This window comes from Bradyrhizobium genosp. SA-4 str. CB756, assembly GCF_000473125.1.
In the GTDB taxonomy this organism is placed as follows: domain Bacteria; phylum Pseudomonadota; class Alphaproteobacteria; order Rhizobiales; family Xanthobacteraceae; genus Bradyrhizobium; species Bradyrhizobium arachidis.
Genome location: NZ_KI421499.1, coordinates 1,907,598 through 1,933,157, shown reverse-complemented (window position 1 = coordinate 1,933,157; position 25,560 = coordinate 1,907,598). Strand labels below are relative to the sequence as shown.

The window sequence follows — 25,560 nt, the reverse complement described above, 5'->3', positions numbered from 1 at the left end:
GTCCTTGGTGTTCTCTGAGAAGCGGCTGAACCAAGAAAAACCCGTCAGGTCGCATCCTACCTTCGTACCCGCACGCGCAAGCTGAAGCTGGAATTGCCGTAATCTTCACCCACGACAGGCTGGTTTGCGGTGCAAAATCGGAGGACGAAGCCGAAATTTCCCAAGAATTCTCAGTCAGTTGCGCTAGATTTTCCCGACAATTGCAGGTTGGGCCTATATTGTCCTGGGTGAGATTCGTCAATTTTCCAGAATCTGCCCTTCCCGAGGATTTTGTTTAATGGCGTCCCAGAAATTGCCTGCCCGCCTCGTTTCAAAAAGCACGTTTTCAATGTTCCTGCGCACGCAATGCGATCGGGAGCTTTATCTCTCACTCTTTTCGGATGACACGAAGGCACTCGCAGCGGCAGGCATACCGATCCCGTTGAAATCGAGGCCGGGCGTACAATTCATTACTGCGTCTGGCGTCGCGTTCGAAAACGAGCAGTACGACATCCTTGCCTCGGCACTTCCCAACCACGTAACGCACGCCGACAGCGGAAAAAAACCAGTCCCGCTCAAGGCGGCTTTGACGGCGGTGAAAAAGCCGACACTCATCCTTCAACCAGCCTTCGAGCCCCAACAATTCAGAGACGCCTTCTTCACGAACATCGGCGTGCCACCCCACCACGCCGCTATCATTCCAGCCTTCAAAGGCCTCCGACCGGACATCATTTTCGCCGATCAAAGACGCGCTAGCGAATACGAAATATTGCCGTCCGGCAAACGCCGTCGCCTGCTGGACGGCGATACACGGATGGCACTTTGTGTGATCGACCTGAAGAATGTCACGGAGGCGAACGCCAGTTATTCAGCGGAAGTATGTCTCTATGCAATCTTCCTTTCCAACTGGCTTTCGACCGAAGGCGCTGATCTAACAAAACGCTTCTTCGTATCGGACCGCGTCTACCTCTGGCGTCACGTAGAGATGCCTCAGTTTACGAAAATGAAGGCCACCAAGGACGGACAGGATCACGAAAAACGCCTTGATGCGCTGCGGAAGGATCTCGAAGAAGGTTTGATCACCTACCTAATTTATATGCCAAATGTCCGGAAGTTTTTTGTGGACGATCTTCCGCGGGTGCTCGGCGTTGGGGACGCGAAGGGCTGGGCCGCGGTTGACTATCATGTCAACCCGCGATGCGGCTCATGTGACTGGTTGGGTAACACCAACTGGCTCTCGGTCGACGAGAAGAAGGTTTTTGCGGCCAATCCTACCCACTATTGTTTTCATAACGCAGAGACGACCGACCACCTTTCAAAAATGCCTTCGCTGAGCCGTGGGGCAAGTCGCGTTCTCCAAAGTGGTGGACACCCGACGGTTGCGAAAGTGGTGGACATCGACGCTTCGGCCGGCGTGCTTCGCCAGCATGCATTCTTGAAGAAGGACCGTCTACAAATTGGAGCGCGAGCCAGCGCCATTGCGAAGAACGCCGTAACGGTGGATCAAAAAGCCAAAGTGGCGGGACTCGCCCGAGGTCGCCACGCCGAGTACGACATCGTCGTCAACTTCGACGCCGGCTCCGGCTTTCTGACGGGCATTGCGGTTCGGGGAATTTTGTTCGCGCCTTATGCGAAGAAATTCCCGGTGGAGGGCGGTGAGCCCGTCTCGTTCAAATCGTTTGGAGAGGCCGCTTTCGCCATCAACAAAGACCAACTGGTTGCTGAATGGGCGGCGCTTTCATCGTTCATTGAAACGCTCGGAAGCTGGATGGAGGAGTCCGAGAAGCTTTTTTCTGCGCAGGGCTTCGGAGCCGTTAGGACACAAATCTGCTTTTGGGAGCTCAGGCAATATGAGGAGCTGTGCAACGCCTTTAGCCGGCACTTGCTCGAAATATTGACTCTTCCCAATCGCGCTCAGCGCGCGCTCGCGTGGATATTTCCCGCGGATGAGATTATGGAAAAATCCGACGCGATTTGCCCGAACATCATCTTCATCCGCGAAATCGTCACGGCGTTTGTGCGCCTGCCACAGCGTTTTGCGGCAACGCTGCTTGGCACCGCCGAGCACTATTCCCACGCTCGGATGACGCCGCGGAAGGTCGATAACTACTACGTCGAACCGCTCGGGAACGGCATTCCACGCGAGCGAATTTTTGAGATTTGGAAAACGACGACTGGAACCGTCCGCATCTTTGGCCAACCGAAGAGTGTGACGGAAGCCGTGCAGCGCTACGAGACGGTGTTGAAGGCCCATACATGGGCTCTCGCGAGTATCACGGCCCGGCTTCGTGAGGACTTGAAGGCGAACATCGAAGGAAATGCTCCCCCGCTCAATATGTCGATCCCGTTAGGCTTGCAGGGCGTGGCCTACGATTCAAAGCTGTGGGATCGCTGGTCGAGGGTCTCCAGCGCCGTCGTGCGCACCGAGCGACTGAACGCCTTTTTGACGCGCCCCGAATGGCTCGAAGCATCCTACAAAGCGATTATTCTTACGTCTCTCGTCGAGGATCTTGGTAACAATCAGTACGAATTTGAAGTCAGTGACGATTCGACTGAAGCTAAAATTGAAGAAGGCGATTACTGCACGCTCGGCATCGTTGACCAACCGGGCTTCCCCCTGCGGCATGCAGCGTCCCTCGGCCTGACCGTGCAGGACGACAATATGTACGTGCCCATGCACACGGTGATCCTGATTCTCATCCAGAAGTTCGAGCGGGCGAAGAAGCGGATCACTCTCCGGATTGCGCCGCGACGAAAGGAATTCCAGCCAGCCTTCGGCGCCATAATGAAATCCGGCATCATCCCGATCGGTAAGGGCCATCTCTACGTTCTGGAAGGCGCCCCCTACGACGATTCACCAACGGTCACGGCCATTTTGAAGGCCATTGGCGATCCCGGCATTGCGACGCCCGCAAAGGAAGCCCTCCTCGCTCTCGGTACTACAGCAGCTAAAAAGCTGAAGAAAGGTACTGATGCTGCAACACCCGCCGCAGATGTTCTTTGGCAAGGAGCCAAGGTCGCTAGCGAGATCGTTCGCGGCGCCAAAGCCGCAGACGCATTAGCGACCTTTGCAAGCACTTCAAATGAGCACCCCCTCAATCCAAGCCAGATAGCAGCCGTCCGCGCCTGCGCGACCCAGCGTTTGGCGATTGTCTGGGGCCCGCCAGGAACCGGTAAAACTGAAACACTCGTCGCCTTTCTTCACGCGATCGTTCGTGAAGGGAAAGTCCGCAAGATTCTTTTGACCGGACCAAACTACCGAGCCGTCGAAGAACTTTCAGCCAGACTTGCACGCAATCTTGCGAGCGACCAAAAGGCGGCCTGTGACTTCTTTTGGCTTTATGCACGCACTCGCAAGGCCGCCGACATCGACATTTCCGTCCCCCACCTCAATCTCATGGCGGTGAACCGGGACGACGCTTCGGCTGAATACGCGGAGCTCCTGGGGAGCGTTGCTGACAATCAGAAGCTGGTGATTGTTGCGACAACCGCGCATATCGTGGATCAACTGACGCGCGATACGACCGGCGCGATCCTCGGACCCGTATTCGATCTCATCGTTCTTGATGAAAGCTCGCAAGTTCCGCTGAATCTCGCCTTGCGTCCCCTTGCTGCTATGAATCCCAAAGCTCAGATCATTGTCGCAGGCGATCACAAGCAAATGCCGCCCATCCAGCATCTCGAGCCGCCCAAGAACGCCGAGTATCTCGTCGATAGCATCCAGAATTACCTGATTAAGCGGTTTGGAATAGTGCCCGTTCCACTTCTGATCAACTATCGCTCCAATGCAGACCTCGTCGAGTACGCACGCTCGCTCGACTATCCAGCCGCATTGACGGCTAATTCTCCAAAGAAGGATTTGTGCATCCTTCACGCCATGGATCCGGTTATCGCGAAGCTTGCTGCAACCCTTCCAAGCACGACCGCGTACCAAGGGCTCCTTCTGCCCGAGAAGCGCGTGACCGCCCTTATCCATGACGATCCGACATCCTCCCAGGCCAATGAAATCGAGGCCGGGCTTGTCGCGGGGCTTGCCTCTGTGCTGCGTCAGACAATGGCAGCAGAACTGGACGACGGCACGACGAAAGCCTTTACGGGTTTCACCGATGAGACCTTCTTCAAGGATGGGCTTGGGATTGTCACACCTCACAAGGCACAGAAGGCACTTGTCCTTCGAAAGCTCCGCGAGCTCTTTCCAAAGGCAGACCCTGAAATCCTGTTCTCTGCGGTCGATACCGTGGAGCGTTTTCAGGGCGGCGAGCGGAACACGATCATCGTTTCCTATGGCGTGGGCGATACCGAAATTATTGAAGGCGAGGAACAATTCCTGTTGCAGCTCGAGCGTACCAATGTTGCCGTGTCACGCGCGCGGGCCAAGTGCATAATCCTTATGCCGAAGTCGCTGGCCTACCACCTTCCAACGGATCAGCAGGCCGCCGAAACTTCGATCGCACTCAAATCATACCTTGAGGAATTTTGTGGGAAGCGTGAGATCGTCTCGATCACGCTCGGCAAGACGACGAGAACCGCGGAACTTCGCTGGCACTAACTCAAGACTGCATGAAAGTCGAACTCGTCCGCAGCGGTCGAGTCCTGGCCCATATAGTCGGCTTGCCGTTTTCCTGCATGGGCCGTGTTGGCACTACGTACGGACAATAACTTCCATTCGCCGCATTCTTCGATCGATCGACGCATTAGAACCTTTGCGTCGCTCTTCGCGGAGGCAAGCGTGCCGAAGCGCACGTAGAGGTGGGCTCCGTCCTGGCAGTGTTTAGAAAGATTGTTCCATACCTTGGCTAAGTCAGTGACGAATGCGTCGTGACCTGAATGGCAGATCTGGTCGTCGACCGAATAATCAACATCTTCGCTGCCGCCCAAAAACCACATGCGGAGCCACTGATCCTGCACGTAAGTCCGCATTCCGTAATATGGGGGCGACGTTATGACCAGCGACGCGTCTCGGATGTTACGGTAAGAGGCTGCGATACGCGCGTCGGAACACTTGACGTTGCTGAGGCGGCCGAAGGGATTGCTGTCTAGATCGCTTATGCGCGCCAGCTTCTTCTCGATAACGTCCATGACGTCGACATCCGGAGGCAACATTTCACGTTCCAGCCAGAATTTCAGCGAATAGGCCGGCTTCGAGGAGAATGTCCGCGGCATCTGATTTGAGAAATAGCTTGGAATATCGCCACCCACCAGCGGTCCATGGAGGCAGCCGAGGGCGGCGGCGCGAAGAATGGCGCTCTCATGCGTGGGGCGAGATTCGGCGAGCAACCCTTCGCGCAGGCTGCACAATTGCTTCAACGTCTTTGAAGAAAAGGCACGCTTGAAAAACTTGGTATCAGGCTTCTTCGACGATGGCGAACTCACGAGATCGCGTCCCAAAGAAACAATATCTTGGAGCCGCGCGCTTGCCAGTTTAGCCTGCGCTATCGCAGTTGCGATGGGAGACGTATCGAACCCGAACGACGTGAAGCCAAGGCGGCGCGCGGCATAAAGGGTCGTGCCCCGTCCGCAGAATGGGTCGACGATGACAGGGTCATCCTCCCGATGCTTCCGAATGATTTTCATCGGATATTCGAGCGGGAACATCGTGTAGTATGGGCAGATCGCATTGAACGCGAAATCTTTATTGTACGCGAGTGCAGAAGTCATTTCGCGCCCGCTCAAAGCTTGTCGAAGACGGAGCCCATGCGTGGGCTAAACAGGCGGTCGTATGTCTTCAGTAAGAAGCTATCCGTCATTCCAGCGACGTAATCGCAAATAACGCGCTGGTCCTTACCGGAGTCAGCGTAGTCCTGACGTGCGTCCTCGGGGAGAAGCGCATCCGGGTCTGAGCAGAGGGCCTCAAACACGGAAACGACCATTTTCTGGCCTTTGAACTCCAGATGCTGGACGTTCGGGGTACGGATGACTTTCTCGACCACAAGATTTTGGAGTGCGGATAGAAAGCGATCCTGCGGAGCCGGGAGGACGGCTCGAAACCGAATGAGCGGTTCGGAGAATACGTCGATCGTCTCAATTTCAACGCTCGTAACGAAGTGATGCACCAGTCGGCTGATGCAGTGCTTGCGCTCTTTTCCGTTTCCGTAGAGTTGATCGACGAAATGATCATAGACGTCGTTATCGGCTTCACCCGGATATTTTTGTTTCAGTGCATCAAGGAAGGGCGCGCTGTCGGCTTCAGAGACGTGCGCGCGGAAGTGGTTCTCACGGACCAGTCCGAGCGCGATCGCGTCTTCGAGGTCATGAACGCCGTAAGCAATATCATCCGAAACATCCATAATGCTGCAATCGAACGACTTATGCTTAGGCTTGTTGTGCTTGCCAGCAACCGCATTGCATGACGTGAATTCATCGTGATCGAACTTATCAAGCGGTTTCAAAATCCAATCAACGACGTCACTCTCCGCATCGAAGTAACACTTCGGCGGCTTACACACCTTCGTATCGAGGGTACGGATCGACGTCGCAGTCTCGTACAGCGCTGGAACAATCGCCGGGTTCGCTGCGCGGCTGAACGCGACCGGGTATTTTAGCACGGCGAGCATAGCCCTCCGGCTGAGATCTGAGCCGTGCGCCTTGGAAAAGTTTTCAAGACGAGCCAAGATGCGCAGCGTATGGCCGTTACCCTCGAAGCCTCCCGCGTCCCGCATGCAGTAATTCAACGCGACTTCCCCGCCGTGCCCAAAGGGCGGATGGCCGAGATCGTGACTGAATCCTGCCGACTGGATGAGGCTCAACGGAGGAATATGCGGATGCGCTGGGTGAGACGCGTATATGCCGTCGAATTGCCTCGCGATGCTCCCCGCGATTTGAGCGACTTCAAGTGAGTGAGTGAGGCGGGTGCGATAAAAGTCGCTGTCGCCAAGGTTCAGAATTTGGGTTTTGCCTTGAAGCCGGCGGAACGATCCTGAGTGGACGATGCGCGCGTAATCCACGTCCGAAGGACTCCGGCGGTCTTCCGGCTGTTGCTTCCATCCGCTCCGGCGTTCGCTCCAATCCCCCTGTGTGCTTGCCATTCTCTCAAATTCCCAGCCTTGACGAGGGCAGCGATCGCGCAGACTTCCCGTCTAAGCCCCCCTGTCCCCCGCAGAACAGTAATGTGTCGGCCCGCGTCTTCCAACCGGAATTCCGACCCAAAATCACATTTCCGGCGGGCGCGGCCTTGTCTTACTATCGCTCAGCCCCTGTAACGTCCTCGAAGACCGCGTTCAGCCTTGAGAAGGCCGCGTCAAGCGTACACATTTGAATTTAGCGATTCCCGCTTAGCCGACTGATAAGCTTTCTCTCAAAACCTTATCCGTGCCGAAAACCGACTGCCTTCATCCGCGGCGGCTACGATCGAAATCGCTCCGGCAATTGTCTCCCCAAAACGGGAATATTCCGGTACAAAACCTGGAGATTAATCGGCTAGCGCCAGTTCTATAGAAACAGGTCGCTTCAGCGCCGCCCATTCCCCGGTCGCGGTACGCGGCTCAAAATTATCTCTTTAGTAGGTCGCCCGCGTCCACGCCGAGCGCCTTTGCAAGCTTGCCAAGCATGGTAACCGAAGCACTGTAGGTGCTGGTCTCTAACTGGCTGATATAGCTTCGGTCTACCTTCGCTCGAAATGAGAGTTCTTCCTGACTCCAACCCTTTTCATGCCGAAGCCGCCGAAGGTTCTTTGCAACAATGTCTCGCATTCCGTCCATGAAAGACGGCATGCTTCCTGTTGAGCATACTCCTCAATTGAGTATACTCAACAAAGAGAATTGACGAGGCAATATCCCGTATGAATGGTCCTGAGACAGTACAGCTATTGCCGTTCGCTGAAGTTGCGGGGGACACGTATCGATTTGGATACCGCGCGATCGGAGTCAGCGACTACGTTTCTGCGGTCGAAATGCCTGTTCCACTCGTAGAGCAAACGGTGCTCGCGAGAGCTTCATCAACCGTAGCAATTAGTCCGGACGGAACGGTGATTGCGCATTTGCTATGGTCACCCACGTCAGGGACTATCCCGGATCCATCGACCTACCTCGAAGCGCTCGACGTCTTAGTTCGACGAGCCGTAACTTCCGAGAATCTTCGGATGGAGGAAGCAACTGTTTCAGATCTAAATACGCTCCTGCAGCGACTGGAGCGCTCTCTCAATCTGGTCAAGGATGCCATCGGCCAGATGTCAAACGAACCGATTACTCCGGTCTAGATGACGGGACTCTCTGGTTCGCCCCCTCCGTATTAGCGGGCCGTTAGGATGATTCCTGGCTCTTGCTCGGACTCCCCCCCGGCTCTCTCTGGGAGGTAGACGGATTAGTGAGACGTCGGGGCGTACCAACCGTAGGGTCTTTTGCGCCGCCTCCCCGGCTAGCTCGCTTGAAATCCGCATCGCCATCTAGGAACGCTTCCAGCATAAACGGTACGAGATCGACCACCTCCTCCCGTGCGCCGTAGGTCTCTGCGTAGAAAACAGCATATTCGCGCAACCGCTGCGCCAAGCCCGGCGTGAGAACAATGGTCATCTTCACCGGCGTCCGATCCGGCAGCTTCGCAAGCTTCATCCCTCACCTGCCCTTCGCCGCCGTCTGAACGTCTTGATACGGCTTCAGCACCAGATCCTTCGAAACAATCACCCGCAGCGGCCACCCTGGCCGCACCGTGATCGTCGGCTGGACGTCGAGCTCGCGCTCCACCAGGCGCTGCCCCGCACGGTTGGTCGTCTGCTGCGTGCTTTCCCGCAGCGCCTTCACGAGATCGCTCTCGTCACTGCCGATCGATAGCTGAGTCCCTACTCCGATCAGGGTGGCCAGAGCCACGCCTTTGAGCAACTGCCAAGTGTGGAAGTCCACCTGGTCCTCGAGCCCCGCGTAGCCCGCAACATCTGTCGCCGGCAAGTTCTCGATCACGATTGAATTGCCGTTCGGCAGTATGAGCCGGCTCCAGACGACCAGAGCCCGCTTCTGGCCAAAGGCGACGACACTATCGTACTTGCCCACGATTCTTGTCCCCTGCGGGATCAAGAGATGCTCGCCGGTTACCGTGTCGTAAACGTTCTCCGTGACCTGGCCGATGGTGGTGCCAGGCAGGTCCGAATTCAGGCCAGTGACGAGGCTAGCCGGGATGATCGACCCTGCCATCACCGCATAGGTGGATGGCGGCGATTTGAGCGCATGGGAATTGGTGGTTTCGGTGTCGGCTTTCGCGCCCACGAAGGCCAGCTTTCGCGCCTGCGACGACGGGATGATTTCGCTGGAGCGATCGATCATCGCCTGCGCTGTCTTTGCAAGTTCCGCGGCAGATGGACCTGTATCGGGCGTTGGGGGCCGGAATTCAGATGGAGAAGCGGCCGCCGGCGCCTCCGTCGTACTTGCTTGCTTGCGCTTGTCCTGCTTCTCCGACAGGCGGACGAACAAGCCCGATTCCTTTGCCTGCTGAGCGATCCGCGTCTGGCGAATCCGCTCAGCCCGTTCGGCGTCTTCCTCCGGATTGGTTCGGAAGCCAGCGTCCGGAGCGACGCCAGCCTTCTTCTCGTTTTCGGCGAAGGCCCGGCCAATGTCTCCAGGCGACGGCGGCCCTAGCCGCGGCGTAGACGGCGGCAACTCCTCGTAGGACCTTGGCAGCTTGCTCAGGCCCTCAGCCGTCTGCTTGCGGTCGGTATTGTACAGCTCCGCTCGCTCAGACTGCTTGAAGGAGCTCGGCTTGAGCGCAATAAGTATCGCTCCGCCCACGAACAGCGCCGCGACCGCGCAGCCGATCATAAGAGCGCGCTTGTTGAGGCGCCGAACGGCTCGCGGCCGAGCCCGCAGTTCCAGCGGCTCGGGACTCGGATCCAAGCTCGTCATGTAGCGCTCCCGGTACCGAAGATCTGAGACACCGGCCGCGCATCGATGCGGATGATCCGGACGATGCGCTGCGGATCTTCGCCAAGGCGAAGCTCAGCGGCGCCGAACATCCGATCGACGATGTAGTATGAACCGCGGACCCGGTAGTTGACGAGGTTTGGCCGGCCATCGGCTCCGGCGACGAACAAAGGCGGCGCTTCGCCTTGCGGCAGGCCGGACGGCATCTGGATATAGACCTTGCGGCCGTCATCGAAAGCGCGCACCGGCCGCCACGGAGGATCGTCGCCTTCAATGCGATAGCGGAAATTCAAGCTGTCGAGGCGCACTCCGCGATCGGCGATCCGCTCCTCGCTTTCCTGAGCCGTGGCGTTCTGCTTGTGAAGAGCGACGAGCGTATCGGTCGGATACGTCCATGAGATGGACGCCATGTAGGTCTGCTTGGTCGAGACGAGCTCGAGGTGATAGGCGCGCCGGGCCGTCAGCACCACGAGGTTGGTCTGAATGTCCGGAAGCGTCGGCTTGACCAGGATATGTACCCGCCGCGAGCGCCCCTGTCCGCTCGATGTATCGCCGACGACCCAGCGAACCGTATCGCCCGTGGAAACGTCGATCAGTTCCTCGCCCGGCTGCAGCGCGATGGTCGAGACTTTCTCCGGGCTTGCATAAAGCCGGTAGAGCGCTCCTTCTGTCCAGGGATAAACTTGGATGGCGTTGATATACCCGGCGCGTGTGGGCTCCATCCGCGCGGCCTTGTTCGCTTTCGCGATCGCCTGCTCCGGCGGCAGTTTCTCTTCCTTGGCGGCCTTCGTCGGAAACGGCTTCAGCTGGCCAGGCAACGGCAGGACCTTGGGTGTTTCGACGACTTGCACCGGCGCCGGCGGATCGCTCTCTGGAAGGGCCTTCTCAAATGTCATCTCATCATAGGGTGCTTCGAGATTGAGCTTGGTGGCACATCCGGCGAGCCCAAGCGACAAGGCAAGGACGCTGGCCGACGCGAGCTTGGTGAGGGCTTTGGAATTCATTTGGCGTCTCCGATGAGGTCGCGCGACCAGTTGAGGGAATGGACGTAGAGGCCGAGGGGGTTTTTCCGCAGCGTTTCGGCATCCGCCGGCGGCTTGAGAACGGTGGTGACGAGACCGGTGAAGCGCTCGGTCTTCGCGACCGCGCCATTCTCGTAGGTGTTTTCTTTCCAGCGGATCTCGAAGCTGTCGCCGGACGCACGCACCACGGACGTGACCTCAGTGGTCACCGTCTTGGAGCCGATCTTCGTGAACGGATCGGCTTCGCGCGCGTAGTCGTTCAAGGCTTGCGCGCCCCGGTCGGTGACGAAGTCATAGGCATGCAGCCAGTTCGCCCGGACGATGACAGGATCTATCGACAGCGAGCGGACGTTCTCGATGAACCGCGCAAGGAAATGCGCGATCTGCGCATCTGACGGCTGGTAGCCCTCAAGCGCCGGCCCAACTGCTCGGACTTCACCGAGCCGATCGACCTCGACCACGTAGGGAACGACACCGGAGCGAGCGATCTGGGTGAAGATCGTCAATCCGAGGACGCTGGACAGGCCGATGGCTGCCAGCGCTGCCAGCCGCCAGTTGCTGGCCTGCACCCGGGCGGACCCAAGCCGCTCGTCCCAAACCTGAGCTGCCTTCTGATAGGGCGTGACCGGCTCTGGCGTTTCGCCGTACCGGACGGACACGCGCTGAAAGGGGTGACCAGCCATATCCTACTCCTCCCCCAGTTTCGGGCCCGACGAATGCCCACCCTTGTCGCCCTCTTTCAGGGTGTGGGCTGCAACTTGGGCCGCTTCCCTCGCGTGTCCGCGTCCTGACGGACCCGCCCCACGCCCGGCACCTGATGCAGCCGCTCCGTTCGCCGCGCCGCCAGTGCTCGCACTCGATAGCTGATCCACCGTCGAGGCGCGGGCTGATGCGCCGGCTGCCGAAGACGCACCAGTGAGCGACGCTGCGGATCGCATCGCGGTCATTGAGCTACCCGCCGCAAGGCGCAAGCCTCCGGCGGCTGCCGCTCCGCCGCCGATCACCACAGCCGCCGCGCCCGCCACCGTTCCGGCGGCAGCTCCAGCGCCTAGCTGGGGCGCACCTGAGACCAATCCCGCCGCGATTCCTGGCCCAAAAATGCCAAGGCCAAACAGCGAAAGAGCCGCCAGCAACAAGCTCATGGCCGATACAATATCGACCGGCTTCGTCAACGTGCTTGCAAGCTGCCCGAAGATAGTCGAGCCGATGCCGATGATGATTGCGAGAACCATCACCTTCACCCCCGAGGCGACCACGTTACCGAGGGTTTTTTCCGCGAGGAACGCAGTCTTTCCCCAAAGGGCAAACGGCACGAGGATGAAGCTTGCAAGCGTTGTGAGCTTGAACTCGATCAGCGTGACGAAGAGTTGCACCGAGAGGATGAAGAACGCGAGCACGATCAGGATCCAGCAGAACAGCAGGATCAGGATCGTCGGCAGGTTGGTCAGGACATCAAACCCAGAGAATTGCCCGGTCTCCTCGAGAAGTGGATGGGCGGCCGTGAACCCGGCCGAAGCAACAAAGCCTGGGCGCGCCAGGTCGGCCGCGCTCAAGCTCCCGCCGGATGCCTTCAGTCCGATGCTGGAGAACGACGCAAAGACAATATCGGCAAGGTTCTTGAAATTGCCGATGATGAACGCGAAAGCACCGACATAAAGCACCTTCTTGGCGAGCGTGACCATGATGTGGTCGTCCGCCCGCATGCTCCAGGCAAGCCCTGCTAGCGTCAGGTCGATGCCGATCAACGTTGAGCTTAAGAATGAGACGTCGCCGGACAGAAGGCCAAATCCGGAGTCGATGTAGCGCGAGAAGGTGTCGGTGAACCGGTCAATGACGGAGAGATCAGCCATGGCGTCCTCACTCACTTACCGGCGGTGTAGGCATGGCCATCGCCGATGAAGCGATTGAATCGCTCCTTCGCGGCCGCCGAAGATGCCTGCTGTTCGGCTGCACGCAACGTGTCCGCGCGCGCCTGCGTTGCCATGAGCGCCTGGGCCTGCAACGACTGCTTGATCTGCAGCGCGAGCAGTTCGTTGCCAGACTGTTGGGCTTGTAGCGAGCCGACCGCAGCGGACGAATTCGCCATGAGCGTTCGAAGCGTCTGGCCGTCCTGATCCAACGATCCGACGATTGCGGACTGAAGCGTGAGCGACTGCTTCAGTCCATCGTAGCTATTGTCCCAACGTACGGTCGCATCCTGCACCATCTTGTCGGACGAAACCGCCGCCGCGTATTGGCGAGGATACAGCCGCGCGAAGTCCTGCTGGGTTTTCTGAACATCGAACGTAATGTTCTTGGCCTGACCAATCAGCGTGTTCATCTGAGTGATCGTCGACGTGAGTTGGCCGACGACGCTCGTCGGCAGGGCGGCGAGATTTTTTGCCTGATTGCGCAGCGATTGCGCTTGGTTCTCGAGGCTCCTGATCTGATTGTTGATCTGATCAAGCGCTCGTGCGGCAGTCAGGAGATTCTGGCTGTAATTGGAAGGATCGAATACGATACCAAACGCGCCAAGCCGTTGCGAACCATTCACGGCGATCGCGATCGATAGTATCGTTGTGATAATAACTCTTGAAGTTGTACCCAAGAACATGCGGCCGACACTTTCGAGCATGGAAGACTCCAGGAATTGAGATTGAGGTCAGGCCTTCTGGGCCTGTTCGAAGGTGCTGATCAGGTTCGCCGCCCAGTGCAGGTCTCGTTCAGCGAGATAGCGCTTGGCAAAGTGATGGGGGCCGGAGCGGGACAGGACCGCATCGACGGTCCGTTGATCCTCAGGCGAGGACGCCGCGACCAGCGCGAGCGCCACCGGACCGAGGCCGAGTTCAAACAAGCGGTTTCCGGCGCGCGACTGCAGATAGTAGTCTCGCTTCGGGAAGGCTTCCGCGATCAGGCGAATTTGCGTGTCGTTCAGGCCGAACCGGCGATAGGTCTCGGTCTGGGTCGGCTCCAGCGCTCTGGGGTTCGGAAGGAAGATGCGGCTTGGACAGGATTCGATGATCGCAGGGGCAATCTGGCTGTCGGCGATATCGGCCAGCGACTGGGTCGCAAAGATCACCGAAACGTTCTTCTTGCGCAGTGTCTTCAGCCATTCGCGAATTCGGCTCGCAAAGAGCGGATCGTCCAGGAACACCCAGGCCTCATCAAGCACCAGCAGCGTGGGCCGGCCGTCGAAGCGGTCCTCAAGGCTGTGGAAGAGATAGGTCAGGACCGGAGCGACCAACCCCGGCAAAGCCATGAGTTCTTCCATCTCGAAGGTGAGCACGTCGGCACCGGAAAGACGGTCGGCGTCCGCGTCCAGGAAGCGGCCATAGGGTCCTTCCAGCGTGTAGGGTTGCAGCGCCTGCCGCAGCGCGTCGCGGGCAAGCAGCGCGACGAGGCCGGTCATCGTCCGCTGCGAGACCGGCGCGGACCCGAGACTCCTCAGCGCCGACCAGAGCGTCTCCTTGACATCGGGGGTCACGGTCACGCGCTCATGGGCGAGCACGCCACAGAGCCAGTCGAGCGCCCAGACTCTCGCCCCATCTTCTGCGACATCCTTGAGCGGTTGAAAGGCAATGCCGCCCTTGGCGCCTAGCTCGTACCAGGAGCCGGACAATGCGAGCGTGGTGACCCGTGCTGACCGGCCCTTGTCGAACGTGATCAGCTGCGCGTTCGGATATCGACGGAATTGCAGCGCGAGCATCGAAAGTAGCACCGACTTGCCCGCTCCCGTTGGACCGACAATGATGGTGTGCCCGACATCGCCGGCGTGGAGCGATAACCGGAACGGGGTCGCCCCCTTGGTCTTGGCGACCAGAAGCGGCGGGCCGTCGAGGTGCTCACATCGTTCGGGTCCGGCCCATACCGCCGACAATGGGCACATATGGGCGAGGTTCAGGGTGTGGACGATCGGCTGGCGGATGTTGGCATAGGCTTGGCCGGGCAGACCGCCGAGCCAGGCTTCCACGGCGTTGACGCTCTCGCGGATGACCGTGAAGCCCCGGCTATTGATCACCCGCTCGACCGCACGGATCTTCTCATCAGCCTGATGGGAGTCCTCATCGCTTACGGTAACGGTCGTGGTGATATAGCCGAAGGCAACCAGATCGTCGCCGAGCTCGGAGAGCGCCGCGTCGGCATCAAGCGCCTTGTTGCTGGCGTCAGTGTCAAGCAGCGCTGCCTGCTCGTTGAACATGACCTCCTTGAGGATCGCTCCGAGCGACTTCCGCTTGGCAAACCACCGCCGACGGTAGCGCGACAGGGTTGCGTTTGCCTGCGTACGGTCGAGCGGAATAAACCGGGTGGCCCAGCGATAGGCAACGCCGAGCCGATTCAGTTCGTCGAGCAAGCCTGGAAAGGTGACGTGCGGAAACCCAAGGACCGTCAACACGCGCAGATGGCTCCGCCCGATCGCCGGCGACAGTCCCCCAGTCAAAGGCTCATCGCTTAGGAAACAATCGAGATAGGCCGGGATCTTGGGAACGCTGACCGGATGGCGCTTGGTCGAGATGCAGCTATGAAGATAGGTGAGCGCCTCCGCGTCGCTGAGAGGCCAGATCTCGGGCAAGACTGACGAGAGCAGATCGATCGCCCGATCGGTTTCCTGGATGAATCTTTGGAGATGATCGCGGTAGCCTTTCTGCTCGCTGTCAAATCTTCGCTGGCCGTCGGTCTCCCCGTCGGTAATGTCACCGCGCTCATGAGGTTTGGGTGTTTGACCACTACGAGCGCGTTGTCCCCCAGCCGCGCGATTCCTCGCCTGGGGACGCTCCAGAAACAGGCCTTCGAGGCGCGAGACCGTTTCGGCCGGCGGCAAATACATCAAGGTCAGATGCTGCACACTTTCGAAGTGCTGCCCGCCGGGGCGTGAAGGATCCTCCCACGCCACCCCGGCCGGCCCCTCGAAACCGGCCCGTCGCTCCTCATCCACCAGCCAGGACACCGCATCAGGGAATTCCGACCTCGGATAATCGCCAGTTGGGATGCGCGTGGCATCGAAGAAGAGCGCCCAGCCTGAGCCAAAGCGCTTTAGAACGTTGTTGACGCGAGATACGACGCTCATCAGTTCGGCCTCGGTCGCACTGTCGAGGTCCGGCCCGCGGTAGCGTATCGTCCGTTGAAAGCTGCCGTCCTTGTTGAGGATGACGCCTGGCGCGACCAGGCATGCCCAAGGCAGCCAATCAGCCAGCCGGTAGGCGTTGCCGCGGAATTCTCTCAAGTTCAGCATGCGAGCCGTCCCTTGTGCTTGGTGTGACGGATGGCGACCTCGACGAAGGCGGGGTCGCGTTTGGCAAGCCACACGGCCGCGCTGTGGCCGATGACCCAGAGGATGAGACCTGCGAACCAAAGGCGCAGGCCGAGCGCCAGCACGGCCGAGAGTGTCCCGATCAGGATGGCGGCGGCACGCGGGGCGCCGCCGATCAGGATGGGTTCGGTCAGCGAACGATGGAGAACGAGTTCAAAACCATCCGGGCGCATCAGATCAGCGCTCCGCCACCGAACGAGAAGAAGGAAAGGAAGAACGAACTCGCAGCGAAGGCGATCGAGAGGCCAAATACGACCTGGACCATCTTGCGGAATCCGCCCGAGGTGTCGCCGAAGGCGAGCGATATGCCGGTCACCGTGATGATGATGACGGCGACGATCTTGGCGACGGGCCCCTGCACGGATTCCAGGACTCGTTCGAGCGGAGCTTCCCAGGGCATGCCCGAACCGGCAGCGTGTGCCGCCGTGACGCTGAGCAGCACGCAAGCCGACGCCGCACCGAGCGTGACCAGCGGCAACCCGCCGACCGAGCAGAAGCCGCTAAGGCTTGAACGCAGGTTTAGACGCAGTCGAATGGACATATTGCAGTCTCCTTGAGGTCAGGGGCGATGGGAGGTGTTTGGAAGTCCGGGCGGGGTCTCGAGCAGGTAGTCGCCAGACGGGTCGAGACCTTTGAGTTCGGCGACGGCCTCGATCCGCCGTGCGGGCCCCCGCCCCTTGATGAAGACGATCAGGTCGATCGCCTCGGCGATGAGCCGGCGCGGCACGGTTGCGACCGCCTCCTGAATGAGTTGCTCGATCCGGTAGAGCGCAGCTCGGGCCGAGTTGGCATGAATAGTGGCAATTCCGCCGGGGTGGCCTGTATTCCAGGCCTTCAGCATGTCGAGGGCTTCGGCGCCCCTGACCTCGCCGACGACGATGCGATCTGGCCGCAAGCGCAGCGTGGAGCGGACAAGGTCGGCAAGGCTCGCCACGCCCGGCTTGGTCCGCAGCGCCACGGCATCCTTTGCATCGCAGCGCAGTTCTCGAGTGTCCTCGATGATGACGACCCGCTCTTCGAGGCCGGCGATCTCCGCAAGAAGGGCGTTGGCAAGCGTCGTTTTGCCAGACCCGGTGCCGCCGGCGACCAGGATGCTGCGCGCCTCGGTGACCGCAGCGGTCAGCACCTTTGCCATCAAAGGCGAGGCAATCTGCGCCTTGACGTAGTCGGACAGACGGAACGTGGTGGTCGCCGGCTTGCGGATGGCAAAGCAAGGCGCGAGCGCGACCGGCGGCAAGACGCCTTCAAAGCGTTCCCCCGTTTCGGGGAGTTCCGCCGAGACGATTGGCGACGAGCCGCTCGCTTCCGCCCGCACGTGGCTGGCAACAAGCCGGATGATCCGCTCGGACTCCTGTGGCGTCAGGACAACGCCGGTATCAGCGCGGCCCGTCCCGTGCCGGTCGAGCCAAAGCCTACCGTCGGGATTGACCATGACCTCGACCACATCAGGCTCTTCCAGAGCGAGGGCGATCGCCGGGCCCATCGCGGTCCGCAGCATGCCCCGGCGTCGTTCGCGGGTTTCTGGCGAGAGGAGATCAGACATTGCCGACCTCCTCTCGCCCTGCCGGAGAATGCCCCGGCGGCTCACCCGCCGCACCCTGCGCGCGGGAACCAGTATCGCCGGGTTGGGCAGCGCCCAGAGGGGCGCCCTCCTCGAGGCTACGCATGAAGAGATCCGGCTTGACGGCGCTGACGCGGTCCATGACGTCGGCGACGAGCCGGCCACCGGAGGCGACGCGTTTGCCGACCTGGGCGACAAACATCTCGAACCGCTCACGGCCGAGCGCTCGCGCTGCATCCTGATCTTGAGACGGCAGCGGCGGGGTGATGGTCAAGTAGTAGCGGATGAAGAGCGCGATGGTCTCCGCCATCACCGACAGATCGCGATCGGCTCGATCGAGCTGACGGCTCATGCGATCGAGCCTACGGATCAGCGCCGCATCGCCGCTGCTGTCCCGCTCAGGGTTGAGAAAGCGATCCAGCGCGGCATCCACAATGGATGACTTATTGGTTCCTGGACGCTTGGCGGCCAGCTCGAGGCGCTCCGCCACACTTTCAGACACGTAGGCCGACAGTTTCGGTTTCATCAGGGATACTCTCAGAACGAGGGAAGAAGGTCGTCATCGTCGCGGGTGACGGCGTGGGCTCGGCGCACGGCGCTCGTCGCGCTTGCTGCCTGCTGCATCTGGCCGCGATCGGCGGCGACGTCGGTCTCGTCATCGAGCAATCGCTCCTCGAAGGCGCGAGTCTCGTTCACAGCGGGCACGGCCTCGTCGAACAAGGGCAATTGCTGCTTGAGACCGCCCTCTTCGCCGCCCGTCTGCATGAGCTCGCGATACGGCAGGGTCGCAAGGCGAAGATCGGTGGAGCGCACCTCGCCCCGCCAATCGTCGCTGCGGGCTGGCGGCCGATCGGCGTACGCATCGCCTACCAAGGATGGAGGCTTGCGCAGACGGCTGACGAAGTTTGCGTCCTCATAGTGCCGCAGCTTGATCGCGCGGACCGGTGCCAGCCCCGACACCAGCACGATCGCCTGGTCGGGCGGCAGCTGCATCACCTCGCCTGGTGTCAGCAAGGGACGCGCGGTCTCCTGGCGGCTGACCATGACATGGCCAAGCCAGGGAGCCAGCCGATGGCCGGCATAGTTGCGCTGTGCTCGTAGTTCCGTCGCGGTGCCGAGTGCGTCCGAGATCCGCTTGGCCGTGCGCTCGTCATTGGCGGCAAAGGCGATGCGCACGTGACAATTGTCCAGGATCGCGTTGTTCTCGCCATAGGCTTTTGCAATCTGGTTGAGCGACTGGGCGATCAGATAAGCGCGGATGCCATAGCCAGCCATGAATGCGAGCGCGCTTTCGAAGAAGTCGAGCCGGCCGAGCGCGGGAAACTCATCCAGCATCATCAGGAGCTGGCGGTGTATGGGCTCACCGGCCTTGGTGTTCAGCGTCTCGGTCAGCCGGCGGCCGATCTGATTGAGGATCAGCCTGATCAGCGGCTTGGTACGGCTGATGTCCGAGGGCGGCACGACGAGATAGAGCGTGACGGGTTTCTCGGCGCTCACGAGATCCGCGATGCGCCAATCACAGGATTCGGTGTTTCTGCTGACGACGGGATCGCGGTAGAGCCCGAGAAAGCTCACGGCGGTCGATAGAACGCCGGACCGTTCATTTTCGGACTTATTGAGCAGCTCGCGTGCGGTCGCGGCGACGACGGGGTGTACTTTCGGCTCCGCCTCGGTGCCGAGATGATTGGTGGCCAGCATGATCCTGAGTGTCTTCTCAAAGGACTGCGCCGGATCGGCCAGGATCTCGGTGACGCGGGTGAGCGTCTTCTTCTCTTCTGCGTAAAGGACGTGAAGGATGACGCCGACCAGCAGGGAGTGACTGGTCTTCTCCCAATGGGTGCGGCGTTCGAGCGCCCCTTCGGGATCGACCAGGATATCGGCGATGTTCTGGACATCACGGACCTCGGCAGCCCCCTTGCGCACCTCGAGCAGTGGATTGTAGCGGGCGCTCCGCTCATCCGTGGGATTGAACAGAAGGCAATGCGAGAACGTCGAACGCCAGCCGGAGGTCAGCTCCCAATTCTCGCCCTTGATGTCGTGCACCACCGCTGACGACGTCCACGACAGCAATGTCGGCAAGACCAGCCCCACGCCCTTGCCCGACCGGGTCGGCGCAAAGCACATCACGTGCTCCGGTCCATCGTGGCGCAGATAGTTGTTCTCGAGGCGCCCCAGAAATACGCCCTTGGCCGCGAACAGGCCGGCTGCCTTGATTTCCTTCGGCGTTGCCCAGCGTGCCGAGCCGTAAGTCGTCACCAACTGGCTTTGGCGCGCGCGCCACACCGAATTGACGATCGCAAAAAGCGCGCCTGCGATGCCGCCAGCTGCAGCAATCGCTCCACCCTCCTCGAACACCTCGGGCGCATAGGCCTCATAGGCAAACCACCATTCGAACAACCGCCAGGGCAGATAAACGCGATAGCCGATAATCAAGAACCAGGGTTCACCGAGGCGATGCTGATAGCCGAGAGCTGCGGCAGTCCATTGCGTTGCGCCCCACGTCGAAACGGCAACGATGCCGAGTACGACGGCGATCTGGCCGATATAGATTTTCGCCGGAAACATTTTCTGCCCCACTCAACTCTCGCGAACGAGCGCGGCAAGATGAAAAGCGGCAGACGCCTTCGTATTCAACCTGAATAAAAATCGGTTGCGGCAACGAGATCCGTGTCGATCAAGTCTATCGATGCGAGATCGTTGATGCGCAAATCTCGGCTTCTTTGAGGAAGCAGCTCAATAGACTGTGAACGGCCTGATCAAGCTGGATCACTTACCGAGCTCGCTTCGATGTGCGCCGCGCACGAGCCGGTACCGATCGAGAGAGAACGAATCGACCGCCTACTCGATCGCAATGTTCGACGGTGCGCATCGACCGATTAACTGAAAAACGGCGCGTTATACTCACTTCGCGAAATGAGTATAAGCGCGCGAACTCGCCCGCAGCCCTCGGCGGACGTCTATGGCGATCCAGACAGCACCCCAGCGCCATCCGCCGGCGGGTTGGATAGGCCCTCGAAGTTCAAAGGAGGGCGTCAGGCGGAAGCTCCAACGGATCCTGTTTCGGGCGGGCGAGTCCGGTCCGATGCGGAGAATGCCGGCTCTATTCTCCGCATATTTTGCGGTAATTAACGTTGCGGTTGCGGGGAAAAGCCGCCATATTCCCCGCAAGGAGCGCGGGGAATGCCCGACTATATTCACCAACTACCTGATTGGCCTCACTTTTCCTGGGATAGCGACGCCCTGGCGAAGCAGCTCGCGGCCGTACGGCTGCGCCAGGGCCAGCTCATCGGTCGGATGCAGGCGCTCGGCTTCCCCCAGCAGGAGGAGGCTGTCCTCACGAGCCTGACCGAGGAAGTCCTCAAATCCAGCGAAATCGAGGGGGAAAAACTCGATAAGGACGCGGTGCGCTCTTCACTGGCGCGTCGCCTCGGCATGGACGCAGGCGCTCTGCCATCAGCCGATCGCAACGTCGAGGGTGTTGTCGAGATGATGCTCGACGCTACTCAGAAGTTCAAAGCCGAGCTCACGGCGGAAAGGTTGTTTGGCTGGCATGCGTCGCTGTTTCCGACCGGCCGCAGCAACATGAAGAAGATCGCTGTGGGAGCCTGGCGCGATGCCTCGTCAGGACCGATGCAGGTCGTCTCGGGCGACTATGGACGTGAGCGCGTGCACTACGAAGCACCGACGGCCGACAAGCTCGATGCCGAAATGACTGCGTTTCTCGACTGGTACAATACCGAAGAGAACACCGATCCGCTCATCAAGGCTGCAATCGCGCATCTCTGGTTTGTGACCATCCACCCATTCGAGGACGGCAATGGACGCATCGCGCGTGCCATCGCCGACATGTCGCTTGCCCGCTCCGAAGGGATCCCGCAACGCTTCTACAGCATGTCGGCCCAGATACGGACCGAGCGGAAGACCTACTATGACTTGCTGGAGACCACGCAGAAAGGCGATCTCAACATCACACCCTGGCTTGAGTGGTTCCTAGGCTGTCTCGACCGCGCCTTCAGCGGTGCCGAGACTACTCTCGCAGCCGTGCTCGAAAAAGCCGACTTCTGGAAGCGCCACTCCACGGCTCAATTGAACGAGCGGCAGCGCGATATGCTGAACCGTCTGCTGGACGGGTTTGAAGGCAAACTGACATCGAGCAAATGGGCAACGATCGAAAAGTGCTCGCCTGATACCGCCCTGCGCGACATCCAAGGTCTCGTCAATCAGGGTATCCTCGTCAAGGACGAGGGGGGCGGGAGGAGTACGAGCTATTCCCTCGTGTCCCTAAGCGCCGTTGCGCCAGGACGTGCAACACATCGCCCGACTAGCGACGACGACCCATCATGATCCCTACCCGGCCAGCCGCTGGGGAACAGGACCTACCTGCCTGATCAGGCACTTCCTGCCATCGATTAGATGTAGCGCGCCCGCCTGGGTTCTGGGGAAAAGCTGCATTGATCTAGCCAAGCAACTTGAAAGTGTGACAATATCGAGAAATTGCATTGAGGATGGGGACCGATCCGCCCCTCAGAAGGTACCCGGAAGGATTGAATACGGGCGAGAGCGGCTTCGATCGAAGACCGATTTTTTGGACGAGGGCATATTTGTGCGAACGATCCTTGTTTTGTTCGGACTGACGCTTGCGTTGTCTCTTGCGCTGAAGTTTCTTGTCGCCCCACGATATGGCGAGGACGTCGCGGAGCGATTTCTCGAGCGGCTCAAGTATATTCCCTCTCAGACGGAAGTTCTGAGCGAGACAACTCTCGCTCGCTGGCTTGCGGACAGCACGCATGCAAAGGCGATCCGCGGATATGTCTTTCCCGTCCTATTCCCCCTCGACATCCTCTTCCTGATTTGCCTTGGTTTATTTCTTGGCTTTTCATCCACCTCGCTCGCTGACCGGCTAGGCTTTCTTTCTGCCGTTCCGACGTGGATCTGGTGGATTCTCCCCACCTTCTACATGGTGGCGGATCTCGCGGAAGATACCGGCCTTGCGGCAACTTTGAAGTTGTGGATCCGGCTCACCCCTGACTCGTTCCGAGTACTCGCTGCGCTCACCGCTCTGAAGCTCGCGACGGCGACAATGGCTATTGGCCAGTTCGCATTCCTTGGTGCGCTGAACCTGCTGTTGTTCTTTTTTCCGCCGGGCCGGCCCGTATGAGCCGGTACCTGCAATTGCTCTTGATCAATGCTGACCCCTGTTCGTCTGGAGGAAGCCGATGTCCAAGAATATCGTTCTGCTATCGGATGGCACGGGCAACGCAGCAGGCAAGGTTTGGCGAACCAACGTCTGGCGGACCTTTCAGTCGCTCGATCTCAAGACGTCCGACCAGATCGCTATCTACGATGACGGCGTCGGCACATCATCGTTCAAGCCGCTTGCCATTCTCGGCGGCGCCTTCGGTTATGGCCTGAAGCGCAACGTTCTCAACCTCTACAAATTCCTCTGCCGTAATTACCGGGACGGCGACAAGATTTATGCCTTTGGCTTCAGCCGCGGTGCTTTTACCGTTCGGATCGTTGTTGGCTTGGTGCTCAATCAGGGGCTCGTCAAGTTCGCAAACGAGGCAGAACTGGATCGGAAGGCGCGTGCGGCTTATCGCGCCTATCGCCACGACAAATATCCAGTCTGGAATCTCCAATATCCGTTTCGCCTCATCCAGTCATGGCTTGATAAGCGATTCTATAAGCCGCGCGAGCGCACGGTCGAATCCATCGAATTCGTGGGCGTGTGGGACACGGTTGCAGCCTACGGCCTGCCGATCGACGAAATGACGCGCGGCGTTAATGACTGGCTGTGGCCCCTCGAGCTGCCGAACAAACACTTTAATCCCAGTATCAAGAAAGCGCGGCACGCGCTAGCGATCGACGACGAACGTGCGACATTCCATCCTGTTTTGTGGGATGAGGACGAGGCAAATACCCAACCAAGCGGCATCAATCGCGAAGCCGGCCGCGAGCAACTCCTGCAGGTCTGGTTCGCCGGTGTGCACTCCAACGTCGGCGGCGGCTACCCGGACGATTCTCTCGCAAACATTTCATTGGCCTGGATGATGTCGGAGGCCAAAGACGCCGGTCTCGTTTTCAAGGACATGCCCGACGCCGAACCAGATGCGCTCATAAGTACAGACTCGGCCAAGGATAAGGATGGCAGGCTTTACGACTCCCGCAGCGGGCTCGGCGGCTACTATCGCTATAGTCCTCGCAAGATCCAGGATTTCTACGATGCAATGCCGGCAACCGTTGCTCCCGACGGCACATTAAATCCCAGACCAGTCCCGAAGATCCATGAAGCGGTGTTCGGCAGGATCAAGCTCGGCGCACATTTCTATGCGCCGATCGGCTTTCCCAAAAAGTATGAGGTCGTCCGCTGCAGCGATCCGCGCGTCGCGTATTGGCCAACCGGACCGATGATCTCCAGCACCAAAGTAACGGTCGAGCAGAACAGCACAGCCATTTCTGAAGGGACGGCATCGGCTACACGACACGATGCGCAGGAAGCCATCTGGGACCGCGTCTGGCGGCGGCGCGCGATCTACTTTCTGACAGTGTTTGTTACCGGTTATCTGCTGCTCTATCCTTTGCTCAGAGACAGCTACCCGTTCCAGGAGCTACGGACATCCTTCCGTTTCCTGTCCGATACGATCCGGATGATAGGCAACTTCCTGCCGGGCATGGCCACGCGCTGGATCGACGCCTATGCACGAGATCCAGGATGGTTTGTCGTGTGGGCCTCGCTGGTCGCATTTCTGATCTGGATCAGTGCCCGGCTGAAGAGTGCGATCAATGACAGCATGAGAATTCTATGGACGCGGTTTTTGCCGGGCAGCAACCAACCCGCAGTATCCAAAGTTCCCCGGGTTGTCTCACCCATCCTGGCGGTCTTGCTTGCCGGTGCTATTCTCTATCTGGGTCTGTATCCCGCATTCGACTGGCTCCGGCTCGGCTGGCTGCGTCTACCCGAGAGCTGGGAGGACGTCCTGCTGACCTATACCGCGCAACCAGTCCGCGCAGCTCTTTGGGCGTTCTTTGCCTTCTTTTTCCTTCCCAAGGTCTGCGTCAGAAAGCTTCGGCAATCAAAATTCTATCAAGCGCTACTTCGAGGATTTAAGTTCTATCTTGCCCCTGCGCTGTCTGCAGTTGGGATTCTGTATCTGGCCGTCGCCTTTGGCAGCCACTATCTCTTCAACATCCGCGACGGGCTGGGACACTTTTGCACCGAGACGGCCGGACTCGCCGCTCGCACGGAGAAAGGCACAAGGAGCCAAAGGACGGAGATTACGTTTGATACATCGTCTTCGGCCAGGAACACGCCGAACAATGTCTGCATTTCGACGGGCGTTTTCGTCAGGACGGGTAGAGACTACCGGATAGTCGTCCAGCGATTGCCGGCCCCGGACACAAAGCCCCCATCCGGCAAATGGACCTTCTTTGGGGAGGAATCCTATATGGGTGGACAGCCGATAGGCCGCCTGCCGTTCCTTAAGGCAGCAACGATGGCCGTACTCTACCCGTTCCGCCACACATTCGACCGCCCATGGGGAAGCATTATTTTTCGTATCGGGTCGAGGGGCAACGAAGAGGATTTCCTCGACCGCGCACCTCCCAACCAGAACGATGATGTGCGGGTCAATGACGTCGAGTATGAGGTGCCCGATGCGTCCGAGCAGCTTGCCGAAATTCTCACGCCGAAGCGCGACGGCGAACTGTTCGTCTACCTAAACAAGCCCATGTTCGGCTGGTGGGGTTATGAATCGAGCGTTGCAGATTGGATCGGCAACACCGGAAAGGCGAGGATCACCGTTGAAAGCCGCTGAGTTGAAGCGGAGACGTCTCTGCGCACTGCGCCGGGAAGGGAAGAAAACTCTT

At 59.4% G+C, this 25,560-nt stretch carries 19 protein-coding genes; 4 read left to right on the top strand and 15 right to left on the bottom strand.

Annotation, left to right across the window (positions count from 1 at the left end; all coding sequences use genetic code 11):
* The first annotated feature begins 277 nt into the window (after positions 1-277).
* Positions 278-4,528: a DEAD/DEAH box helicase gene (locus BRAGE_RS0109535; protein WP_084334412.1), complete on the top strand. Its 4,251-nt coding sequence runs from the start codon at positions 278-280 to the stop codon at positions 4,526-4,528.
* Here BRAGE_RS0109535 and BRAGE_RS0109530 read toward each other — a convergent pair.
* The 15 genes from BRAGE_RS0109530 to BRAGE_RS0109460 form a co-directional block, all read right to left on the bottom strand.
* Entirely contained in the window at positions 4,525-5,637 is a 1,113-nt protein-coding gene (locus BRAGE_RS0109530; RefSeq protein WP_027559863.1) for a DNA methyltransferase, read from the bottom strand. The genes BRAGE_RS0109535 and BRAGE_RS0109530 overlap by 4 nt on opposite strands.
* A gap of 11 nt (positions 5,638-5,648) precedes the next feature.
* Positions 5,649-7,004 carry an anti-phage deoxyguanosine triphosphatase gene (locus tag BRAGE_RS0109525; RefSeq protein ID WP_027559864.1) on the bottom strand — a complete coding sequence of 452 codons (1,356 nt, stop codon included), beginning with the start codon at positions 7,002-7,004 and terminating at the stop codon, positions 5,649-5,651.
* A 462-nt stretch (positions 7,005-7,466) separates the two neighbouring features.
* Positions 7,467-7,667, bottom strand: coding sequence for a helix-turn-helix domain-containing protein (locus BRAGE_RS0109520; protein WP_349626519.1), 201 nt, complete (start codon positions 7,665-7,667; stop codon positions 7,467-7,469).
* 549 nt (positions 7,668-8,216) lie between these two features.
* Complete coding sequence (locus tag BRAGE_RS54355; protein ID WP_108914432.1) at positions 8,217-8,525, bottom strand: DUF2274 domain-containing protein; 309 nt, start codon at positions 8,523-8,525, stop codon at positions 8,217-8,219.
* Positions 8,526-8,528: 3 nt separating this feature from the next.
* Positions 8,529-9,806 (bottom strand): TrbI/VirB10 family protein, encoded by a 1,278-nt coding sequence (locus BRAGE_RS56730; protein WP_027559866.1) that lies wholly within the window; start codon positions 9,804-9,806, stop codon positions 8,529-8,531.
* A complete protein-coding gene (gene trbG / locus BRAGE_RS0109505) occupies positions 9,803-10,828 on the bottom strand; it encodes a P-type conjugative transfer protein TrbG (RefSeq protein WP_027559867.1) in 1,026 nt (341 codons plus the stop codon). Before trbG ends, BRAGE_RS56730 begins: the two co-directional genes overlap by 4 nt.
* Positions 10,825-11,529: a conjugal transfer protein TrbF gene (trbF, locus tag BRAGE_RS0109500; protein WP_027559868.1), complete on the bottom strand. Its 705-nt coding sequence runs from the start codon at positions 11,527-11,529 to the stop codon at positions 10,825-10,827. The genes trbG and trbF overlap by 4 nt, the downstream gene beginning before the upstream one ends.
* 3 nt (positions 11,530-11,532) lie before the next feature.
* Positions 11,533-12,696, bottom strand: a complete 1,164-nt coding sequence (trbL, locus tag BRAGE_RS0109495; protein ID WP_027559869.1) for a P-type conjugative transfer protein TrbL — start codon at positions 12,694-12,696, stop codon at positions 11,533-11,535.
* Between the two features lie 11 nt (positions 12,697-12,707).
* Positions 12,708-13,460, bottom strand: coding sequence for a P-type conjugative transfer protein TrbJ (gene trbJ, locus BRAGE_RS0109490; protein WP_084334414.1), 753 nt, complete (start codon positions 13,458-13,460; stop codon positions 12,708-12,710).
* Between the two features lie 27 nt (positions 13,461-13,487).
* Positions 13,488-16,055, bottom strand: a complete 2,568-nt coding sequence (gene trbE / locus BRAGE_RS0109485; RefSeq protein WP_027559871.1) for a conjugal transfer protein TrbE — start codon at positions 16,053-16,055, stop codon at positions 13,488-13,490.
* Positions 16,049-16,306, bottom strand: coding sequence for a VirB3 family type IV secretion system protein (locus BRAGE_RS0109480; RefSeq protein ID WP_027559872.1), 258 nt, complete (start codon positions 16,304-16,306; stop codon positions 16,049-16,051). Before BRAGE_RS0109480 ends, trbE begins: the two co-directional genes overlap by 7 nt.
* Positions 16,306-16,674: a TrbC/VirB2 family protein gene (locus BRAGE_RS0109475; protein WP_231164071.1), complete on the bottom strand. Its 369-nt coding sequence runs from the start codon at positions 16,672-16,674 to the stop codon at positions 16,306-16,308. The genes BRAGE_RS0109480 and BRAGE_RS0109475 overlap by 1 nt, the downstream gene beginning before the upstream one ends.
* Before the next feature lie 18 nt (positions 16,675-16,692).
* Positions 16,693-17,676: a P-type conjugative transfer ATPase TrbB gene (trbB, locus tag BRAGE_RS0109470; RefSeq protein WP_027559874.1), complete on the bottom strand. Its 984-nt coding sequence runs from the start codon at positions 17,674-17,676 to the stop codon at positions 16,693-16,695.
* Complete coding sequence (locus BRAGE_RS48135) at positions 17,669-18,220, bottom strand: hypothetical protein (RefSeq protein WP_051377764.1); 552 nt, start codon at positions 18,218-18,220, stop codon at positions 17,669-17,671. Before BRAGE_RS48135 ends, trbB begins: the two co-directional genes overlap by 8 nt.
* An 11-nt stretch (positions 18,221-18,231) precedes the next feature.
* On the bottom strand, positions 18,232-20,259 hold the full coding sequence (locus BRAGE_RS0109460) for a conjugal transfer protein TraG (RefSeq protein ID WP_027559875.1): 2,028 nt from the start codon (positions 20,257-20,259) through the stop codon (positions 18,232-18,234).
* Between the two features lie 615 nt (positions 20,260-20,874).
* On the opposite strand from BRAGE_RS0109460, the gene BRAGE_RS48130 reads away from it, so the two are divergent.
* From BRAGE_RS48130 to BRAGE_RS48125, 3 genes are all read left to right on the top strand, one after another.
* A complete protein-coding gene (locus BRAGE_RS48130; RefSeq protein WP_051377762.1) occupies positions 20,875-22,038 on the top strand; it encodes a Fic family protein in 1,164 nt (387 codons plus the stop codon).
* Between the two features lie 241 nt (positions 22,039-22,279).
* Complete coding sequence (locus tag BRAGE_RS0109450; protein ID WP_027559876.1) at positions 22,280-22,852, top strand: hypothetical protein; 573 nt, start codon at positions 22,280-22,282, stop codon at positions 22,850-22,852.
* A gap of 58 nt (positions 22,853-22,910) precedes the next feature.
* On the top strand, positions 22,911-25,508 hold the full coding sequence (locus tag BRAGE_RS48125; RefSeq protein ID WP_035729530.1) for a DUF2235 domain-containing protein: 2,598 nt from the start codon (positions 22,911-22,913) through the stop codon (positions 25,506-25,508).
* Positions 25,509-25,560: the final 52 nt, after the last annotated feature.